The sequence below is a fragment of the Clostridium sp. AM43-3BH genome (assembly GCF_003479985.1).
In the GTDB taxonomy this organism is placed as follows: Bacteria; Bacillota; Clostridia; order Lachnospirales; family Lachnospiraceae; genus Otoolea; species Otoolea fessa.
This window is the reverse complement of record NZ_QUIH01000001.1, coordinates 312771-328990: the sequence shown is the minus strand read 5'-3', so window position 1 is coordinate 328990 and position 16220 is coordinate 312771. Positions and strand designations below refer to the sequence as shown.

At 51.7% G+C, this 16220-nt stretch carries 14 protein-coding genes; all 14 read right to left on the bottom strand.

Going from position 1 to position 16220, the window contains the following annotated elements; genetic code table 11:
* Positions 1 to 3: 3 nt before the first annotated feature.
* Complete coding sequence (gene mutS, locus DW931_RS01390; RefSeq protein ID WP_106999844.1) at positions 4 to 2646, bottom strand: DNA mismatch repair protein MutS; 2643 nt, start codon at positions 2644 to 2646, stop codon at positions 4 to 6.
* Positions 2647 to 2748: 102 nt separating this feature from the next.
* Entirely contained in the window at positions 2749 to 4026 is a 1278-nt protein-coding gene (locus DW931_RS01385) for a L,D-transpeptidase family protein (RefSeq protein WP_118293692.1), read from the bottom strand.
* 13 nt (positions 4027 to 4039) lie between these two features.
* Entirely contained in the window at positions 4040 to 5407 is a 1368-nt protein-coding gene (gene miaB, locus DW931_RS01380) for a tRNA (N6-isopentenyl adenosine(37)-C2)-methylthiotransferase MiaB (RefSeq protein WP_333493348.1), read from the bottom strand.
* A gap of 355 nt (positions 5408 to 5762) precedes the next feature.
* Entirely contained in the window at positions 5763 to 6341 is a 579-nt protein-coding gene (locus tag DW931_RS01375) for a 5-formyltetrahydrofolate cyclo-ligase (protein WP_106999841.1), read from the bottom strand.
* 16 nt (positions 6342 to 6357) lie between these two features.
* The gene (locus DW931_RS01370; RefSeq protein WP_022359502.1) at positions 6358 to 6585 is read right to left on the bottom strand and encodes a DUF896 domain-containing protein; all 228 of its coding nucleotides are present in this window, start codon (positions 6583 to 6585) and stop codon (positions 6358 to 6360) included.
* Positions 6586 to 6675: 90 nt separating this feature from the next.
* The gene (locus DW931_RS01365; RefSeq protein ID WP_118626843.1) at positions 6676 to 8316 is read right to left on the bottom strand and encodes an FAD-dependent protein; all 1641 of its coding nucleotides are present in this window, start codon (positions 8314 to 8316) and stop codon (positions 6676 to 6678) included.
* Positions 8313 to 9557 (bottom strand): NAD(P)/FAD-dependent oxidoreductase, encoded by a 1245-nt coding sequence (locus tag DW931_RS01360; RefSeq protein WP_118293689.1) that lies wholly within the window; start codon positions 9555 to 9557, stop codon positions 8313 to 8315. Before DW931_RS01360 ends, DW931_RS01365 begins: the two co-directional genes overlap by 4 nt.
* Positions 9558 to 9641: 84 nt before the next feature.
* Positions 9642 to 10019: a hypothetical protein gene (locus DW931_RS01355; protein WP_117795332.1), complete on the bottom strand. Its 378-nt coding sequence runs from the start codon at positions 10017 to 10019 to the stop codon at positions 9642 to 9644.
* A 75-nt stretch (positions 10020 to 10094) separates the two neighbouring features.
* Positions 10095 to 11906 carry a polysaccharide biosynthesis protein gene (locus DW931_RS01350; protein WP_227589503.1) on the bottom strand — a complete coding sequence of 604 codons (1812 nt, stop codon included), beginning with the start codon at positions 11904 to 11906 and terminating at the stop codon, positions 10095 to 10097.
* Positions 11887 to 13011 (bottom strand): DUF3048 domain-containing protein, encoded by a 1125-nt coding sequence (locus tag DW931_RS01345; protein ID WP_117795328.1) that lies wholly within the window; start codon positions 13009 to 13011, stop codon positions 11887 to 11889. Before DW931_RS01345 ends, DW931_RS01350 begins: the two co-directional genes overlap by 20 nt.
* 82 nt (positions 13012 to 13093) lie before the next feature.
* The gene (ybeY, locus tag DW931_RS01340) at positions 13094 to 13591 is read right to left on the bottom strand and encodes an rRNA maturation RNase YbeY (RefSeq protein WP_022359625.1); all 498 of its coding nucleotides are present in this window, start codon (positions 13589 to 13591) and stop codon (positions 13094 to 13096) included.
* Entirely contained in the window at positions 13588 to 14622 is a 1035-nt protein-coding gene (locus DW931_RS01335; protein WP_243015179.1) for a PhoH family protein, read from the bottom strand. The genes ybeY and DW931_RS01335 overlap by 4 nt, the downstream gene beginning before the upstream one ends.
* Positions 14597 to 15886: a sporulation protein YqfD gene (locus DW931_RS01330; RefSeq protein WP_182426207.1), complete on the bottom strand. Its 1290-nt coding sequence runs from the start codon at positions 15884 to 15886 to the stop codon at positions 14597 to 14599. Before DW931_RS01330 ends, DW931_RS01335 begins: the two co-directional genes overlap by 26 nt.
* A gap of 9 nt (positions 15887 to 15895) precedes the next feature.
* Positions 15896 to 16168 (bottom strand): YabP/YqfC family sporulation protein, encoded by a 273-nt coding sequence (locus DW931_RS01325; RefSeq protein ID WP_118293687.1) that lies wholly within the window; start codon positions 16166 to 16168, stop codon positions 15896 to 15898.
* Positions 16169 to 16220: the final 52 nt, after the last annotated feature.

Here is a 16220-nt window from a genome sequence, read left to right as displayed (position 1 = left end):
TTTTTACTGGTGCATCCACCGATTTTTCAGCTTCGCCTGCAGCTTATCTAATGTATTGAGCGCATCCAGCGGAGACATCCGGTTTACTTCCAGTTCCATGATCTCCTTGATGATATCGTCCTCATTGACCGTGTCAAAGATCGACATCTGCTGCAGATCTACCTCGTCCGGTTTTGCCACCTTTTTGCGCGTCTGGGTTCCCGGACCATTTTCTGCAATCTCCTTCGCACGCGCTGTAATGTCGGCATCGCTCAATTCTTCCACCAGTTCTTTTGCCCGATCGATGACCGGAGCCGGAACGCCTGCAAGCTTTGCCACCTGGATGCCGTAGCTCTTATCGGCGCCACCCTTCACGATTTTACGCAGGAAGACGATATCGTCGCCCTGTTCCTTGACCGCGATACAGTAGTTGTTGACGCCGCTTAAGGTTCCTTCCAGCTCTGTCAGTTCATGGTAATGTGTCGCAAACAGCGTCTTAGCACCCAGAATCTTCGTATTACTAATATACTCCACAACCGCCCAGGCGATCGAAAGGCCGTCGAAGGTACTCGTACCGCGCCCGATCTCATCGAGAATCAGAAGGCTGTTTTTCGTCGCATTCCGCAGGATATTCGCAACCTCGGTCATCTCCACCATGAAGGTACTCTGACCGGATGCCAGATCATCCGAGGCGCCCACACGGGTAAAAATACGGTCGCAGAGACCGATATCCGCCTCATCCGCCGGGACGAAGCTTCCGATCTGCGCCATCAGCGTGATCAGCGCCGTCTGACGCATATAAGTTGACTTACCAGCCATGTTCGGACCGGTAATGATCGAAATCCGGTTCTTTCCGTTGTCTAAATATGTGTCATTAGCGACAAACATCTCGCCGCCCATCATGCGCTCTACGACCGGATGACGTCCGTTTTTGATGCGGATGATGCCCTTTTCGTTGATATGAGGTTTCACGTAATTGTAACGCGTCGCCACCACCGACAGAGACGCCAGCACATCCGTCATCGCGATCGCACGGGCGGTACTCTGAATCCGGTTTACCTCGCCCGCGATCTGGTCGCGCACCTGGCAGAACAGATCATATTCCAGAGAAACCAGCTTGTCCTCGGCGCCGAGAATGATATCTTCCAGCTCTTTCAACCGGTCGGTCGTATAGCGCTCTGCGTTTGTCAGGGTCTGTTTACGGATGAAATAATCCGGCACCAGATCCTTAAAGGAATTAGTCACCTCAAAATAGTAGCCAAATACCTTATTGAACTTGACTTTCAGGTTTTTGATGCCTGTCTTTTCGCGCTCGCTCTGCTCTAACTGTGCCAGCCAGTCTTTTCCTTCTGTCTTTGCATGACGCAGACGGTCTGCCTCCTCATGGTAGCCTTCCTTGATGATGCCGCCCTCGCGCACCGTGATCGGCGGCTCTTCCACGATCGCCTTGTCAATCAGTTCCTTCAAATCTGCCAGCGGATCCAGAGCGGCTTCCAGGTTTTTAAGCAGCTCGCCTGAAAACTCCTTCAAAATCTGTTTGATATACGGAAGCATCGCCAGTGAATTGCCAAACGCGATGAGATCGCGCGGATTTGCCGTCCGGTAACTGATGCGTCCGATCAGACGTTCGAGATCGTAGATCGGATTCAGATATTCGCACAGCTCCTCGCGGCTGATATAGTTCATGTTCAGCTCTTCGATCGCATTCTGGCGGCGCAGGATCTCCTCCCGGCTGATGAGCGGCTGCTCCACAAGTGTCCGCAGCATACGGGCGCCCATCGCCGTTTTCGTCTTATCAAGCACCCAGAGAAGTGTGCCCCGCTTCTGCTTTTCCCGGAGCGTCTCAGTAAGCTCCAGGTTCCGGCGCGTGGACGTATCCAGCATCATAAACTGTCCGGTCGTATAGACAGTCAGGCGCGTCAGGTGTTCCAGTGTATTTTTCTGCGTCTCATACAGATACTGCAGGACAGCGCCCGCCGCAATCGCGCCCGTCTCATAGTCCGCCAGTCCCAACGCTTCCAGGTGCTCTACATGAAAATGTTCCCGCAGGATTCTCCGGCAGGAATCATCAGAAAAGAACCGATTTTCAAGTGCTGAGATCACGGCATTTAACCGTACTTTCAAGTCCTCTAAATCGATTCCTGACATGTAAAAAGCCTCGTTGCAGATAAGCTCCGACGGCGAAAATTTATAAATTTCATCTAACAGACTGCGCTCGTTGCGAACCTCCGTCACAAGATAGTCGCCCGTGCTGACATCAACCGTCGAAACGCCGAATACACCGTCTATGTATACAATTCCCATCAGGTAATTGTTTTTTGATTCCTCCAGAACCTGTGAATTTGTCAGGGTTCCCGGCGTCACCACCCGGATTACCTCCCGCTTCACAAGTCCCTTTGCCTGTTTCGGATCCTCCATCTGCTCTGCGATGGCGACCTTATAGCCCTTCTGGACGAGACGGCTCAAATAACCCTCTACGGCATGATAAGGAACGCCGCACATAGGCGCGCGCTCCTCCAGTCCGCAGTCTTTTCCAGTCAGGGTAAGTTCCAGTTCTTTCGAAACAGTCTGGGCATCCTCAAAAAACATCTCATAGAAATCGCCAAGACGATAAAACAGAATACAGTCCGGATACTGTTTTTTCGTCTCCAGATAATGAGTCATCATTGGTGAAAGTGCCACAATTTACCTCTCTTCATCGCGATCTGCCCGTTTTCCGGCACTTCACTCATCTGAATGCCAGACCAGACAGACCGCTGTCGTTTTATTTTAGTTGAATTTCGGATCCGTCGGATCCCAGGTCTGCTGATCGGAGATCGGTACCAGCTCCGGCTTATCAAATGGAGATGCTACATTGGCATCCTCGTATACTTGTACAGTCGTTCCCAGATGGCAGTTATCATATACCCACTTGGAGTTTCTACAGTTCAGGCGTACACAGCCTAAAGAACGGGAAACACCCAGACCATTATAGCCGACGGTCAGAAGGTTATTCTCATTCGGGGTTGCGTATGTAATCGAATGGAACAGGAATCCCTGTGTGATACGGGTTGCATACTGGGTGTAAGTATCATTTACCATCAGTCTCCAGCGATATTTCTCCGGTGTCTTGAAAGTTCCAATCGGCGTATCATCACCGACGGAGGTCAGCATCGCTTTCACCGGAATAATATATCCGTTATTGCCGTCTTTTGCATAAACCGTCAGGCAGTTCAGTGTCTTATTTACCTTCAGGAGATAATCGGACTGCTTGCCAATCAGGCTGTCTACGTCCTGAACCAGACGACCGCATGAGTCAAAGTAGAACTTGTAATCATCGATATACTGCCAGCCGGTCTTTGCATAGCCATTTTCAAAATAATAACGTACAAAGTCATCGGAAAGCCAACCGTTATATACGCTTCCGTCCTCATTAAACATAACCGTTGCATTTTCTGCTACGCTCAGTCTGCTGGAAGCAGCTGATTTGTAGCGCGGTGCTGCACTCTGCGGACCTGCGCTTCCCTTCGGAACTAATACGACTTCAATCGAAAGGATCTTCTCGCCGATATCCACGGTACCAGCCACTTCGCCGTTCTTCGCATATCCCATCTTGCCCTGACCGCTAGATGTAACGCTATAGTAAACATCGTACATCTTCTCAGCCTGACCGGAAAGCTGAATCTGGATCGCCTCTACCCAGCTTCCAGAACCAACCACACCGGTCTGGATGCCGTCATGGTACCACCACAGATAACCGCCTGTGTTGGTATATGCACGGTAGGACACGCCGCCGATCCCCTCAAAGTTTTTCAAATCCATCGCAAATGCAGAAATATCGCCTTCCGCATTATACAGATAATTGACGCCGACATGAAGTGCCGTGTTCTCATCCTGCTGCCCGGTTCCCTGGTTGAACTGCTCTGCCGATGTTGACGAACCGGTGTTTGGCATACCGACTGTACCGTTTGCAATGTCATCTGCCGGTCCTGCATATGCGACAGAAGCACTTCCTGCCAGCATGCAGGCTGACAGCAGAACCGTCAATCCTTTATAATGCTTTTTCATAAATTTATCCTCCTTAATCTACCAGGGATCCCATATAGTAAAATCCCTTGGATTCCTTCAGATATACTTTAACAATTTTACCAATCAGCTCTTTTCCACCTGGGAAATGAACGATTGTGTTATTGGACATACGTCCGGTTACCAGTCCCTCCACGTGACTGTCCAGTTCCTCCACCAGAACCTCCTGCACCGTATGGACATCTCGTCCACAGACCTGTGCGGAAATCGCCTGTACCTCTGCGAGCAGACGGTCGAAACGTTCTTTGACAACTTCTTCTGGAACCTGATTTTCCATCGCTGCCGCCGGAGTTCCGGTGCGCTTCGAATAAATAAAGGTAAATGCACTGTCGTAGCGGACTTTCCGCACAACCTCCAGTGTCTCCTCGAAATCTTCCTCCGTCTCTCCCGGAAATCCAACGATGATATCCGTCGTCAGGGAAATATCCGGTACCGCCTTGCGGATGCGCTCTGCCAGTTCCAGATACTGCTCCTTCGTGTAATGGCGGTTCATCTTCTTTAGGATCTCGCTGCTGCCCGACTGAAGCGGCAGATGCAGATGGCGGCAGATCTTCTTGGAAGATGCCATCACTTCGATCAGCTCATCCGACAGATCCTTCGGATGGGAGGTCATGAAACGGATCCGTTTAAGCCCCTCAATCCGCTCTACCCGGCGCAGAAGTTCTGCAAAGGTAATTGGAGATTCCAGGTTCTTTCCGTAGGAATTGACATTCTGCCCTAACAGCATGATCTCCACGACGCCGTTCTTAACCAGCTCTTCAATCTCACGGATGATGTCCTCCGGCGCACGGCTGCGCTCGCGTCCGCGCACATACGGGACGATGCAATAGCTGCAGAAATTGTTGCAGCCAAACATGATATTAACGCCAGACTTAAATGTATATTTGCGCTCCGACGGCAGATCCTCAACGATCTTATCAGTTCCTTTCCAGATATCGATGACCATCTTCCCCGTCTCAAAGCGCTGTTCCAGCAGCTCTGCCAGTTTATATACATTGTGTGTGCCGAAAATCAAGTCCACAAAGCGGTAGCTCTTCTTTAATTTCTCTACAACCTCCGGCTCCTGCATCATGCAGCCGCAGAGTGCGATCATCATGTGCGGATTCTTTTTCTTGAGACTGTGAAGATACCCTAAACGTCCATACACGCGCAGGTTCGCATTTTCACGGACTGTACATGTATTGTAGAGGACGAAATCCGATTCCTCACTGGTTCCTTCCACAAATCCTGCTTCCAGCAGAATACCGAGAAGCTTTTCTGAATCGTGTGCATTCATCTGACACCCGAACGTCGAGATAAAGCAGGTCAGCGGACGCCCCAGTTTGTCCGAAATCTCCTGTACCTTCTGGCGGCAGAGTGCCATATAATACTGCTGGCGATCCGGTTCCTGCTGCGGTATACCGCCCACCGGAATCTGACATTTGTCAGACACAAACACGCCTGCTGCGGATTCGGACGAATCGTTTGTATGTAAATCCATAAATTGTATTGCTCCTTACTATTCTTTCATTATCCTAATAATCCTAATATTTCATACATTAGATAATATTACTATATGGCGCTCATTTTCGCAAGTCCCATTCCTGCCAGAATCCTTTCCAGTTTCTTACAAAATATTCCGGTTCATGTATCTGGAAGCAAAAACAGAGTTTACCACACGGCTGCTCTGTTCCTGTATGCCTTTGATATGTTTCTGCTTCGCGCGAGTGCGCCAGACATTACAAAACTTTAATTGTCTGCTCCGGTGTCACAATATATGCCATTTTTTTATCGTGCTTTTCGGTTTCAAATGCCGGAAACAACTGGAATCCATAGCAGATCCCCACCGCCATATGGTCCGGTTCTGCCGCAAAAAAGCGGTCATAATACCCCGCCCCATAACCGATGCGGTTTCCGTCCTTGGAAAACCCCACGCCAGGCGTGATCACCAGCGCTTTCGGCGCATCTGCCTCCTGACATCCGTCCGCCGGTTCCGGGATGCCATATGCCCCCGCCACAAGCTGGCTCCGATCTGTGACATAGAAAAAACGCATCTCACGCCCAAACACCCGCGGCAGCGCTACCCGGCAGCCGCGCTTTAACAGCTCGTCAATCAAATATTCCGTACTTGCCTCACCGCGCACACTCGTATAGGCATACACTGCCGTCCCGGCTGATGGAAAGAGGGGGTGGAGACGTTCTAACAACGCCTCATCCCATCGTTGTTGTTCTTCTGGCAGCAGAGTCCGGCGTTTTTGAAGGACATATGCGCGAATCTCCTGTTTTGATATCTGCGATCCAGATGAATGAATAACCATCTCTTCTACCCTTCAATTAATTCTTCGTATCCGTAACGCCGCCGTATTTCTTACCCAGATCCGTAATAGAACCGTCTTTCTCTTTAATCAGTATCGAATTTAACTGTCCTCGCATATTTCCACGGATTGACTCAATGTACTCCTTCCGAAGCGCTGCCTGCTCTTTTTTCTCTTCTTCGGTCAATCCAACTGCCTGGCTCTTATGATATAACGTATTAATACGGTCAATTCTTTCCTGTTTCATCTATCATTTCTCCTCTTATAATGCTTGTTTCTTCGCAGCTACAGGCAGACATCCTTACTATAAAGCCTAAAGCCGCTGAACCATTCTCTCTCACAATTTAATTTGGGGGATAGCATACTTCGCGATAATTGCCTCTGCCGTCTTCATCCCATCCATCGCCGCCGAGGTAATGCCGCCCGCATATCCAGCGCCTTCGCCGCATGGGTAGATGCCCGCGATCGTGCTGCTCTCCATCGTCGCGTGGTCACGCGGAATCCGCAGCGGCGAGGAGGTCCGGCTCTCTACTCCGGCAAAAACCGCATCCTCACGGTCAAAGCCATGAATCACATGTCCAAAATGTTCCATTCCCTCTAACATCGCTGCCGAAAGCGCTTCCGGCAGCACCTCCCGCAGATTTCCAAATGCAAACTGCCCTTCAAACTGTGGTGTCACTGCTCCAAATCCCGTTGAAATCCGGTTTTCCCGGAAATCTCCATAAAGCTGTACCGGGATTTTTCCGCCGCCGCAGCGGTATGCCGCTTCCTCCAGTTGACGCTGGAACGTCACGCCGCCAAGTGTGCCCGGCTGTGGAAAATCCTCCGGTGTAACGGTCACAATCAGGGCGCTGTTTGCGTTTGCACCGGCACGATCATGGTTGCTCATGCCGTTGATTGCCAGCCGTCCCGGCTCTGAGGATGCATCCACAACAAAGCCGCCCGGACACATACAGAAAGAATACACGCCCCTGCCTCCGGAGGTCTGTGCCGTCAGCTTATAGCTGGCAGCCCCCAGATTCCCGGCTTCTTCCCGTCCGTACTGGCTTAAGTTGATCTGCGTCTGTGGGTGCTGGATCCGCAGTCCCACCGCAAATGCCTTTGCCTGCATGTCGAGCGGTTTCTCTGCCAGCATCGCAAACGTATCGCGGGCGCTATGCCCGATCGCCAGCACCAGTGCCGATGCCGGAATCTCCTCCACCGTCCGTCCTGCCTCCGACGTGCCTTTACGGGCACTGACGCGGATGGAACACAAATGACCATTCTGTGTCTCAAAGTCCTCCAGACGGCAGCCAAACCGTACCTCACCGCCCAGACTCTCTATCTCACTTCGAATATTCTTTACCACCGTCCGCAGAACATCCGTTCCAACGTGCGGCTTGTTCACATAGGTAATCGTCGGATCCGCGCCCGACTGCGCCAAGATTTTCAGCACTTCCTTATTCCGCCCAGATGGATCCTTGACCAGCGTATTCAGCTTTCCATCTGAAAACGTACCGGCACCGCCCTCGCCGAACTGCACATTGCACTCCGGATCCAGCGTTCCATCTGTCCAATAGCGTGCAACCGCCTTTGCACGGCTGTCCGCATCCAGCCCCCGTTCCAGAATAAGAGGGCGATATCCGGCACGCGCCAACATCAGACCACAAAACATACCTGCCGGACCAAAGCCCACGATTACCGGTCGTTCCCGAAGCGGCTCTATTCCCGGATCGGGCAGGCGGTACGCCTCTTCCTTTCGGATCTGCACATTTACACTGCGCGCACGTTTGACAATCGCCGCCTCTTTCCCTGCCACTGCAACATCTAATGCATATAAATAGTACAGATCTGGCTTTTTGCGCGCATCCAGAGACTGGCGCACCAGCTCCACCGACTGTATCTGATCTGCCGATACTCCCATCATTTTGGCAGTTTTCTTGCGAAGATCTGCCTCACTGTGGCTGACCGGCAGTTTTACCTGATTTACTCGTATCATTTATCTGACTCCCTTCCAGCACATTTTCCAGCTGCTGCACCGCTGCTCCACGCCCACTGGAGATTATAACCGCCGCAGATGCCATCGACATCCAGAATCTCCCCGGCAAAATATAATCCTTTTACCTTCTTCGATTCCATCGTCTGTGCGTCAACCTCCCGCACATCGACGCCGCCGCAGCAGATCTGTGCCTGTTCAAAGGAATTTGTACCGTTCACGCTGACCTCAAACCGGCAGAGCAGATCCCCCAGCGTCTGAATCTGTGCCTCTGTCAGGCTGCCAACCGTCCGATCTGGCCGGATTCCTGCCTGTTTTAAAAACAGAGCTGCCAGTTTTTTATGTATCCAGCCGGAAAAAAAGTCCTCCACCTGCCGTTCTTTCAGGCGCTCACTCCGCTCTTTTAATATCCGGCGTGTCTCCGTTTCCGGGCATTCCGGATAAAAATTGAGTACCGCCCGTACATCCTGTCCCTCATCGAGCGCGCGCGCCGCAAAGCGGCTGACCTGGAAAACCGGAATCCCCGAAATACCATAATCCGTAAGCTGCACCTCGCCCTTGTCCTCCGCCAGCTTTCTGCCATCGCTGTAGAGTATCACAGAGGCATCCGCGCGTACTCCGGCGAGCTGTTTAAAGAACTTTTCCGGGCAACGAAGCTGAACCAGTGCCGGAAGCGGCTTGATGATATGGTGTCCCAGCCGTTTCGCCAGCTTATATCCGCTTCCATCCGAACCTGTACCCGGTGCCGCCTTGCTGCCGCACGCCAGAATCAGCGTCTCGCCCGAAAAGCTCCCCTGGGACGTCTTCACTTCAAACCGGTGTTTCGCATCTTCGCGCGGCGTGATCGAGAAAACTTCACATTCCGTCACCACCTGAACCGACTCCCGCGCAAGTCCCAGACGGAGTGCATCTAAAACAGCGCTTGCCTGCCCGGAATATGGATACAGATATCCGTCCCGTTCCCGCGTCAAAACGCCGAGATCCTCAAAATATTCCAGTGTCATCGGAAGCGTAAACGCCCCAAGCGCCTTCCATGGAAAATCCGGCTGACCACTGCGGTAGCAGAACGGCTCCTGCAAACGGTTTGAAAGGTTACAGCGTCCATTGCCGGTAGACAGGATCTTCTTGCCGACCCGGTCTTTATGTTCCAGCAGAACCACCTGTGCGCCCTCCCTGGCAGCAAAAATGGCAGCCGTCATTCCGGCTGCTCCTGCTCCCACTATGATTACTTTATTCTGACTCATCCCTATTTCCCTTCCTGACCGTTTGCTTCGTACCGTTCATACGCGGACTTTATTCTTTGTTTTTTGACTGTATTATAATCACATCTAACTGCTGAAAGACTCCAGATAGTGAAACACATCCGTCATTGTGTCGAACCAGACTCCTTCCAGCAGTTTTTCCTGTTCTTCCACGGAAAATTCTGAGAGCGGCATATGGGTCTGGAAACAGACTTCGCCGCTTGCTCCGTCAAAGATAAGCAGCATCCCATCCTCCGCCGTCAGACAATAGCCGGATTGTTTCTCCGCCACTTCCGGTTCCGGGTTCAGAACCGCATTATTCTCCGGCATCCGCTCTGACTCATACACGCGCCCCGGTACCGGTTCCGCCCGCCTTGGACGATACCACCAGAGCCCTGCCGCCAGAAGCAGAAGCATTGCAAAACAAAAAAGCGCCGCAAACAGTATTCCCTGATATTTTCTCATAATAAGGATACCTCCTGTTGTGTATCCTTATTATTCACTTTTTTCTAAATTTTAATCATAACTAAATTTCTAACCCTACATCAGATGCAGCTTCCGGCAGATGCGTGTGAGTTTCCGTCCCATCGGCATCGAATACATCTCATCTTCCTCGATACAGTGCAGCTTGATAAGAAGCACGCCATATACCGCGACCGCCACAAGCACCGCCAGCAGCGTTCCCAGCACATTGCTGTGGATCACCAGCGTAACCCCACGGTACACGCCATATGCCGCCGCGCCCATAAATGCTGCGCTGATCGCCGGCAGCAGGAAGGTCTTGACCATCTCCTGGCGGTAACCGAGTGTATTGCGGATCGCGATCGCATTTAAAATGCACATAAAGAGCGCAAATAAAATACTTGCAAATACCATACTGTAGATACCCATATTGAAGATCATCAGCATAATATACAGCGCAATCACGTGTAATGCCAACGAAATCAGGGCGTTCCGCACCGGAACATTCATCCGGTTAAGTCCCTGTAAGATTGCATTGGTAACCGTTGAAAGCGACAGGAAGATAACGGCTGAAGCGCCAATCATCATCATACGGATCGCTTCCGCATTGTTTCCGCCCCGGAATAACAGGTTATTGACCGGTGCTGAAAGTACCGTCAGCCCCACCGCCGACGGAATCGCAATCAGCATAGCAAACCGGATCGCAAGGGCTGTCTTCTCAATCGCCGCCTTTCGATCCTTACGCGCTATTGCACCGGACAGCGAAGGAATCAGCGACGAGGACAGTGAGTTCGCCATCGCAAGCGGGACGTGTACCAGCAGCATATATTTGTTGTTGTAGATACCCCAGAGGGCTAAAAACTCTTTGCCGCGTCCCAGCGACTCCATGCCGTGCGCCATGATACCGTTGTCAATAACCGAGTTAATATTGTAAACACCCGAGCTTACGATAACCGGAATAACGGTAAAGAAGAAGATTCTCGAAATCTGACGGTAGGAATCCACACTACCGCTCCGATCCTTGGCAATCCGCCGTTTTGCCGTCGGACGGTAGAGTAAAAACAATACCAGCACAAATAACAGGGCTGCAAACGCACCGCTTCCTGTACCGATCGTACCGCCAGCCGCACCAAATGCCTGTGCATATCCATCTTTCCCATATACTTTCGCCGTATCCAGTCCCACCTTGAAAAGGACGCTGGCTGCCACCACACTGATAATCGCGTTGACCACCTGCTCCAGGATCTGGGAGATCGCCGTCGGAATCATCGTTCCATGTCCCTGGAAATAACCGCGCAAGACGCCCAGATACGCCATGATCCAGATTGTTGGCGCAAGTGTGCGGAGTGCATACACGCAGAACGGCGTGTTAAACAAGGTCGTCGCAAAAAAGCCTGCAAAATTCCAGGTAATAAAGCATGCCAGACCACCTACGACCGTCGCATAGACAAGCGCCGCCCGCAGAACACGGTTCATATTGCGGTACTGCCCTTTCGCAAGGCGGGCCGCTACCATCTTCGACACCGCCAGAGGCAGACTGTACGATGAAAGGATCAGCATGATATTATATACGTTGAATGCCGTCGAATAATATCCCATGCCCTCATCGCCGATGATATTCGTCATCGGGACGCGGTACAGAATACCGATCAGACGCACAATGATACCGGCAACTGCCAGGATCGTACCCTGAATGACAAAATTTTCTTTCCTCACCGGAACCGCTTCCGGCTTCCGGCTGCTTCCTGACCGGTTACGGCTTCTGCCCGCACTTTCCCGGCTGCCTCCAGCTGCTTCTTCTCTACGTCCTGCCGTGCGCTGCCGGCTGATTATCTCTCTTTCTGTCTCTTCCCGCATTCCGGGTTTTCTTCTACTCCGTCTGTTCTCCATAGAATTCCGCCTTATCCATACGGTCATTCGGAAGGATGCAGACCCAGGTCTTGCCCGGATTCAGCTTGATTTCCTGACCGTCCATATCGTAATACTTTGTGACGCCGTAAGCGCCGTCTTTTTCCCAACGAATCAGAATGCCGTGTCCATTTGTAAAATAATACCCCATCGCCGGTGTATAGACATCAATATTCAGATATTCCGTCGGTTTATAATATTTCCACAAACAGTATTGGAAAATAATATTTTTAACCGCTATCTGTCCGGCATCTCCCATATGCGGACCGCCATACTGATACCGGTAGTACAGCCCGTCCTCCGGGTGATACTCAAACCAGGGATTGCTTAACTGATAACCTGGCACTACTTTGGCCGCTGCGATACCATCCTCAAAGCACACCGGCGCACTCTCCGGCGCAAAAGTATAATGCCCCTCATAGCTCTCCGGGTACGCATCCGCATAACCGCTCGCCTCGATCGCCTGGCGCAGCTTTGGTCCCGATGCATAGGCATTGTGCGGGGTCTTCCGATCCTTGGTCCGGAAATACGCAGATGCCCCATTGCCTTTGATTCCATCTAAATGTTCCATCTGCTCCAGATACGGAAGTGCAAACGTATTCTGCCCATAATGTGCATAGACCGCCTCAAATTCCCTTGCAAAAAAAGTATAGTATGGGCGGCAGCTCCGGACGGAACCGATCCGGTCCAGATCGTCATAGTCCTCTATCAGTGCCATATAGCGGTTCATGCTGCCTTCCACCGGTGCCTCATAGACCACTCCGGCATGGTTGATGCCATACTGCGGAAGCGCCGCCTTGTCATTGCTCATCATGATTGCGAGCGGACGGCGGTTCGCCTTTGCGACATCCGTCCATTCCCCGGTCAGATAACTCTGTATCTTCCCGTCTTTTTCGTAACGTCCCTCCGGCTCTGCTTCCGGCTGCGTTTCGGCCTCCGTCTCTGTATTTAAGGACAGCTCACGTGTCTCCTCCTGTGTCTCTGCTGCCGTTACCGATATTTCTTTGTGAGCCGAACAGCCTGACAGCCAGCAGACTGCCATCAGAGTCAGTGCCAGTGCCCTTATTTTCCAACTGCTTTTTTTCATTCCGTACTTCCCCCATCACATCCCCATATGCCTCATTTCCCAGATGGGCTCTCCCCTTTCCCTCCGGTTCTTTTCCCTGCTTTTAGCGCGTATACCCTTTGCCAGCCAGGATTTCCTCCTGTTTTTTCTCCATCACAAGGCGTTCGTCATCTTCCATATGATCGTAACCGCACAGGTGCAGCATACTGTGTGCCACCAGGAACGCCAGCTCGCGCTCCTTAGAATGACCGTATTTCTCCGCCTGCTCGTCTACCTTATCGATCGAGATCACGATATCGCCCAGAAGAAGTTCGCCCGTCTCCGGGTTAAAATAGTCCTCTGACTGCTCTTCCAACCGTTCAAAATCGGACGGCACATCGTAATCCCCCATCGGAAAAGAGAGGACGTCGGTTGCCCGGTCGATTCCTCGGAATTCCTTATTAATACGATGAATCTCCTCATCATTTGTCAGGACTACATTGACCTCCGCCTCATACGGGCATTTTTCATAATCGAGTGCCGCAACCACGATCTCCTCGATGATCGGCCGGTAATCTATCTCCCACTCCCGCTCTGCTTCATATTCGATCTGGATTGTCATCTGTTCTTTCTTCCTCCATCTTTCCGGTCACGCGTCCCGGAATTATTTCTCCGGAAAACGCGGGACGCATCCGCATCTTTTTTCTCATACGCATCGTATGCCTCTACGATCTTCTGTACCAGCGGATGGCGGACTACATCGCTGCTGGTCAGATAGCAGAAACCAATATCGTCAATTTTCTTGAGTACATGAATCGCCGTATCCAGTCCGGACGCAGCTCCGGCAGGCAGATCCTTTTGCGACTGGTCGCCCGTCACAATCACCTTGGAACCAAAGCCGATACGTGTCAGGAACATCTTCATCTGTGCCGGGGTCGTATTCTGCGCCTCATCGAGAATGATGAACGCATTATCCAGGGTACGACCACGCATGTACGCAAGCGGCGCCACCTCAATCAAGCCCTTCTCAGAATTGTGCAGGTAACTTTCTGCCCCCATAATCTGATACAGCGCATCGTAAAGCGGACGCAGGTACGGATCGATCTTGCTCTGCAGATCGCCCGGCAGAAAACCCAGTTTTTCCCCCGCCTCGATCGCCGGACGCGTCAGGATGATCCGGCTTACCTCGCCACTCTTAAATGCCTGTATCGCCATCGACATCGCCAGATACGTTTTTCCGGTACCCGCCGGACCGATGCCAAATACAATCATCTTCTTGCGGATCAGGTCCACGTACTGTTTCTGTCCCATCGTCTTCGGTTTGACCGGCTTGCCCGTGATCGTCCGGCAGATGATATCCTTATCGATCTCGAGAATCTGATCGTCCTTCTCCGTGAAGGACAGCGACAGGGCGTAATCAACATTCTGCTCGGTAATGGTATTGCCGCGCCTGGAAAGCTCTAACAGATTGTTGAACACACTCTTCGCCTGCCGGATCGCCTGCTCCGGACCGATGATTTTCAGCGCGCCGTCGCGTGTGATCATCGTCACGTGCAGCGTCCGCTCAATCTTTTTCAGATACGCGTCAAACTGTCCGCATACATTCCGCTCATGCTCCATCGGAATATCAATCATTGTCTCTATTATGCTCATTCCTTTGCTGTTCTCCTTGTGTCACAACTTGAATCGGCTCCTCCGTCTGAAGCCGTACCTCAAAATGGCAGACTCCGCCATTTATTAGTATTCTACCATCACTTGCCATAATATGTACACCTTTTTCGCACAATTTTTCTTCCGTCTCCTTTTGAAATGCCGCTGACAGCGCCGCAAGCTCTGGTTCTGTATACCTTTTTTCGCAGACAGACGTCTCCCGGTACTCACTCCACCCGACAGAAAGCGGCAGATAAAAATCAAGCGGGAGCCGCAATTTCCGGTACTCCGTCCGGATCGTCCAGGCAGGTTTCATCCGCCTGCTTCGTCTGAAAAAGCCCCACTGCTCCGCCATATCGAATGTATGTTCTATCATATCATAAAATTCTGGAATTTTCCAGTAAAATGTGTGTGTTCCTGCTTCCAAAGCAATTCCGTATCGTTTCTTTCCCGTTTCCGTCCGCATTTCCCTCCAGAGCGGAAGCTCCTTTCTCCCGACCCGCTCCCGGATCCCATATATATCCGCATCCGCCCGCACCCGGTAAGAGGAAATTTCTTCGCCTCCATCATCTGTGATAGGCACCGTTCCCGACACCAGAAGCTGCCCCTTTTCCACCGTATCTCCCGCCTGCACAAGCGGGATTCCGCTCCGGACGACTACCGACGTGATCCGCGCGTCTGATGCCGCCGCCAGATCGCACGCCTCGCCGGACTCCACTTCCTGCCGGATCGGAACCTCGCTCTCCCGCAGGCGGATGGAAAGGCGCGTCCCATGCAGGCGCACCGACACCCAGGTGATATCTTCAAATGACTCCCGCAGTTCTTCCTCCAGCCTCGCACAGGAAATCCGCTTCTTGGGAATTCCCTCTTCAATCTGCAGCGTCTGGAGGTAATGATTCAGCTCACTTTCGGTATAACGCCGGTTTCCGCTCCAGTCGATCTCCCAGATAAATTGTGCCAGAAACAATAATAACAGAAAAAAAAGGACGAAGCTGACCGCCCACCCTTTCCGTTTCCGGTTCCGCCAGAGAAACACCGGCAGCCCACGCTTTTCAACGATATGCAGACGGACTCCCGCTTTTCTTGCCAGTGGCGCACACCGCTTAAAATCGCGGATTTCCATATAAAACAGCAGATTTGCCTGCTCTTTTTTTACCTGCCAGACATTTAAACCTGCCAGTGTACAGAGATTCAGGAATCTCTCCGGGGAGGTGCCGCGCATGTTAAGCCGCACTATCCCATGTAGAAGGTGTCTTACCTTCGCCATACTCATTCCTCACAGCACCCCAAATTCGACAGACACAATCTGCCCCGTGACCCGCAGATTATCGCGGTCATAATACTCAATCGAAAGCCCCTTCCCCTTGATAGTAAGCCGGGTGTTCTTTCCCGTCAGCCGCAGCATTTCGTCGGAAAAAAAGAGAATGCTCCTGTAATTTTCCACCACAGCCGCCCGACTGCCGGTAAAATACAGAAGCATCTCTCCGAGAACGACGTCCTCCGGCAGATGGAGCGCCGAAACGATCGCTTTTTTCTGTCTGCCAAACAAGCGCCTACCGCCTATTTCATTGTTATTATCTAATATATGTAGGAAAGCAGAA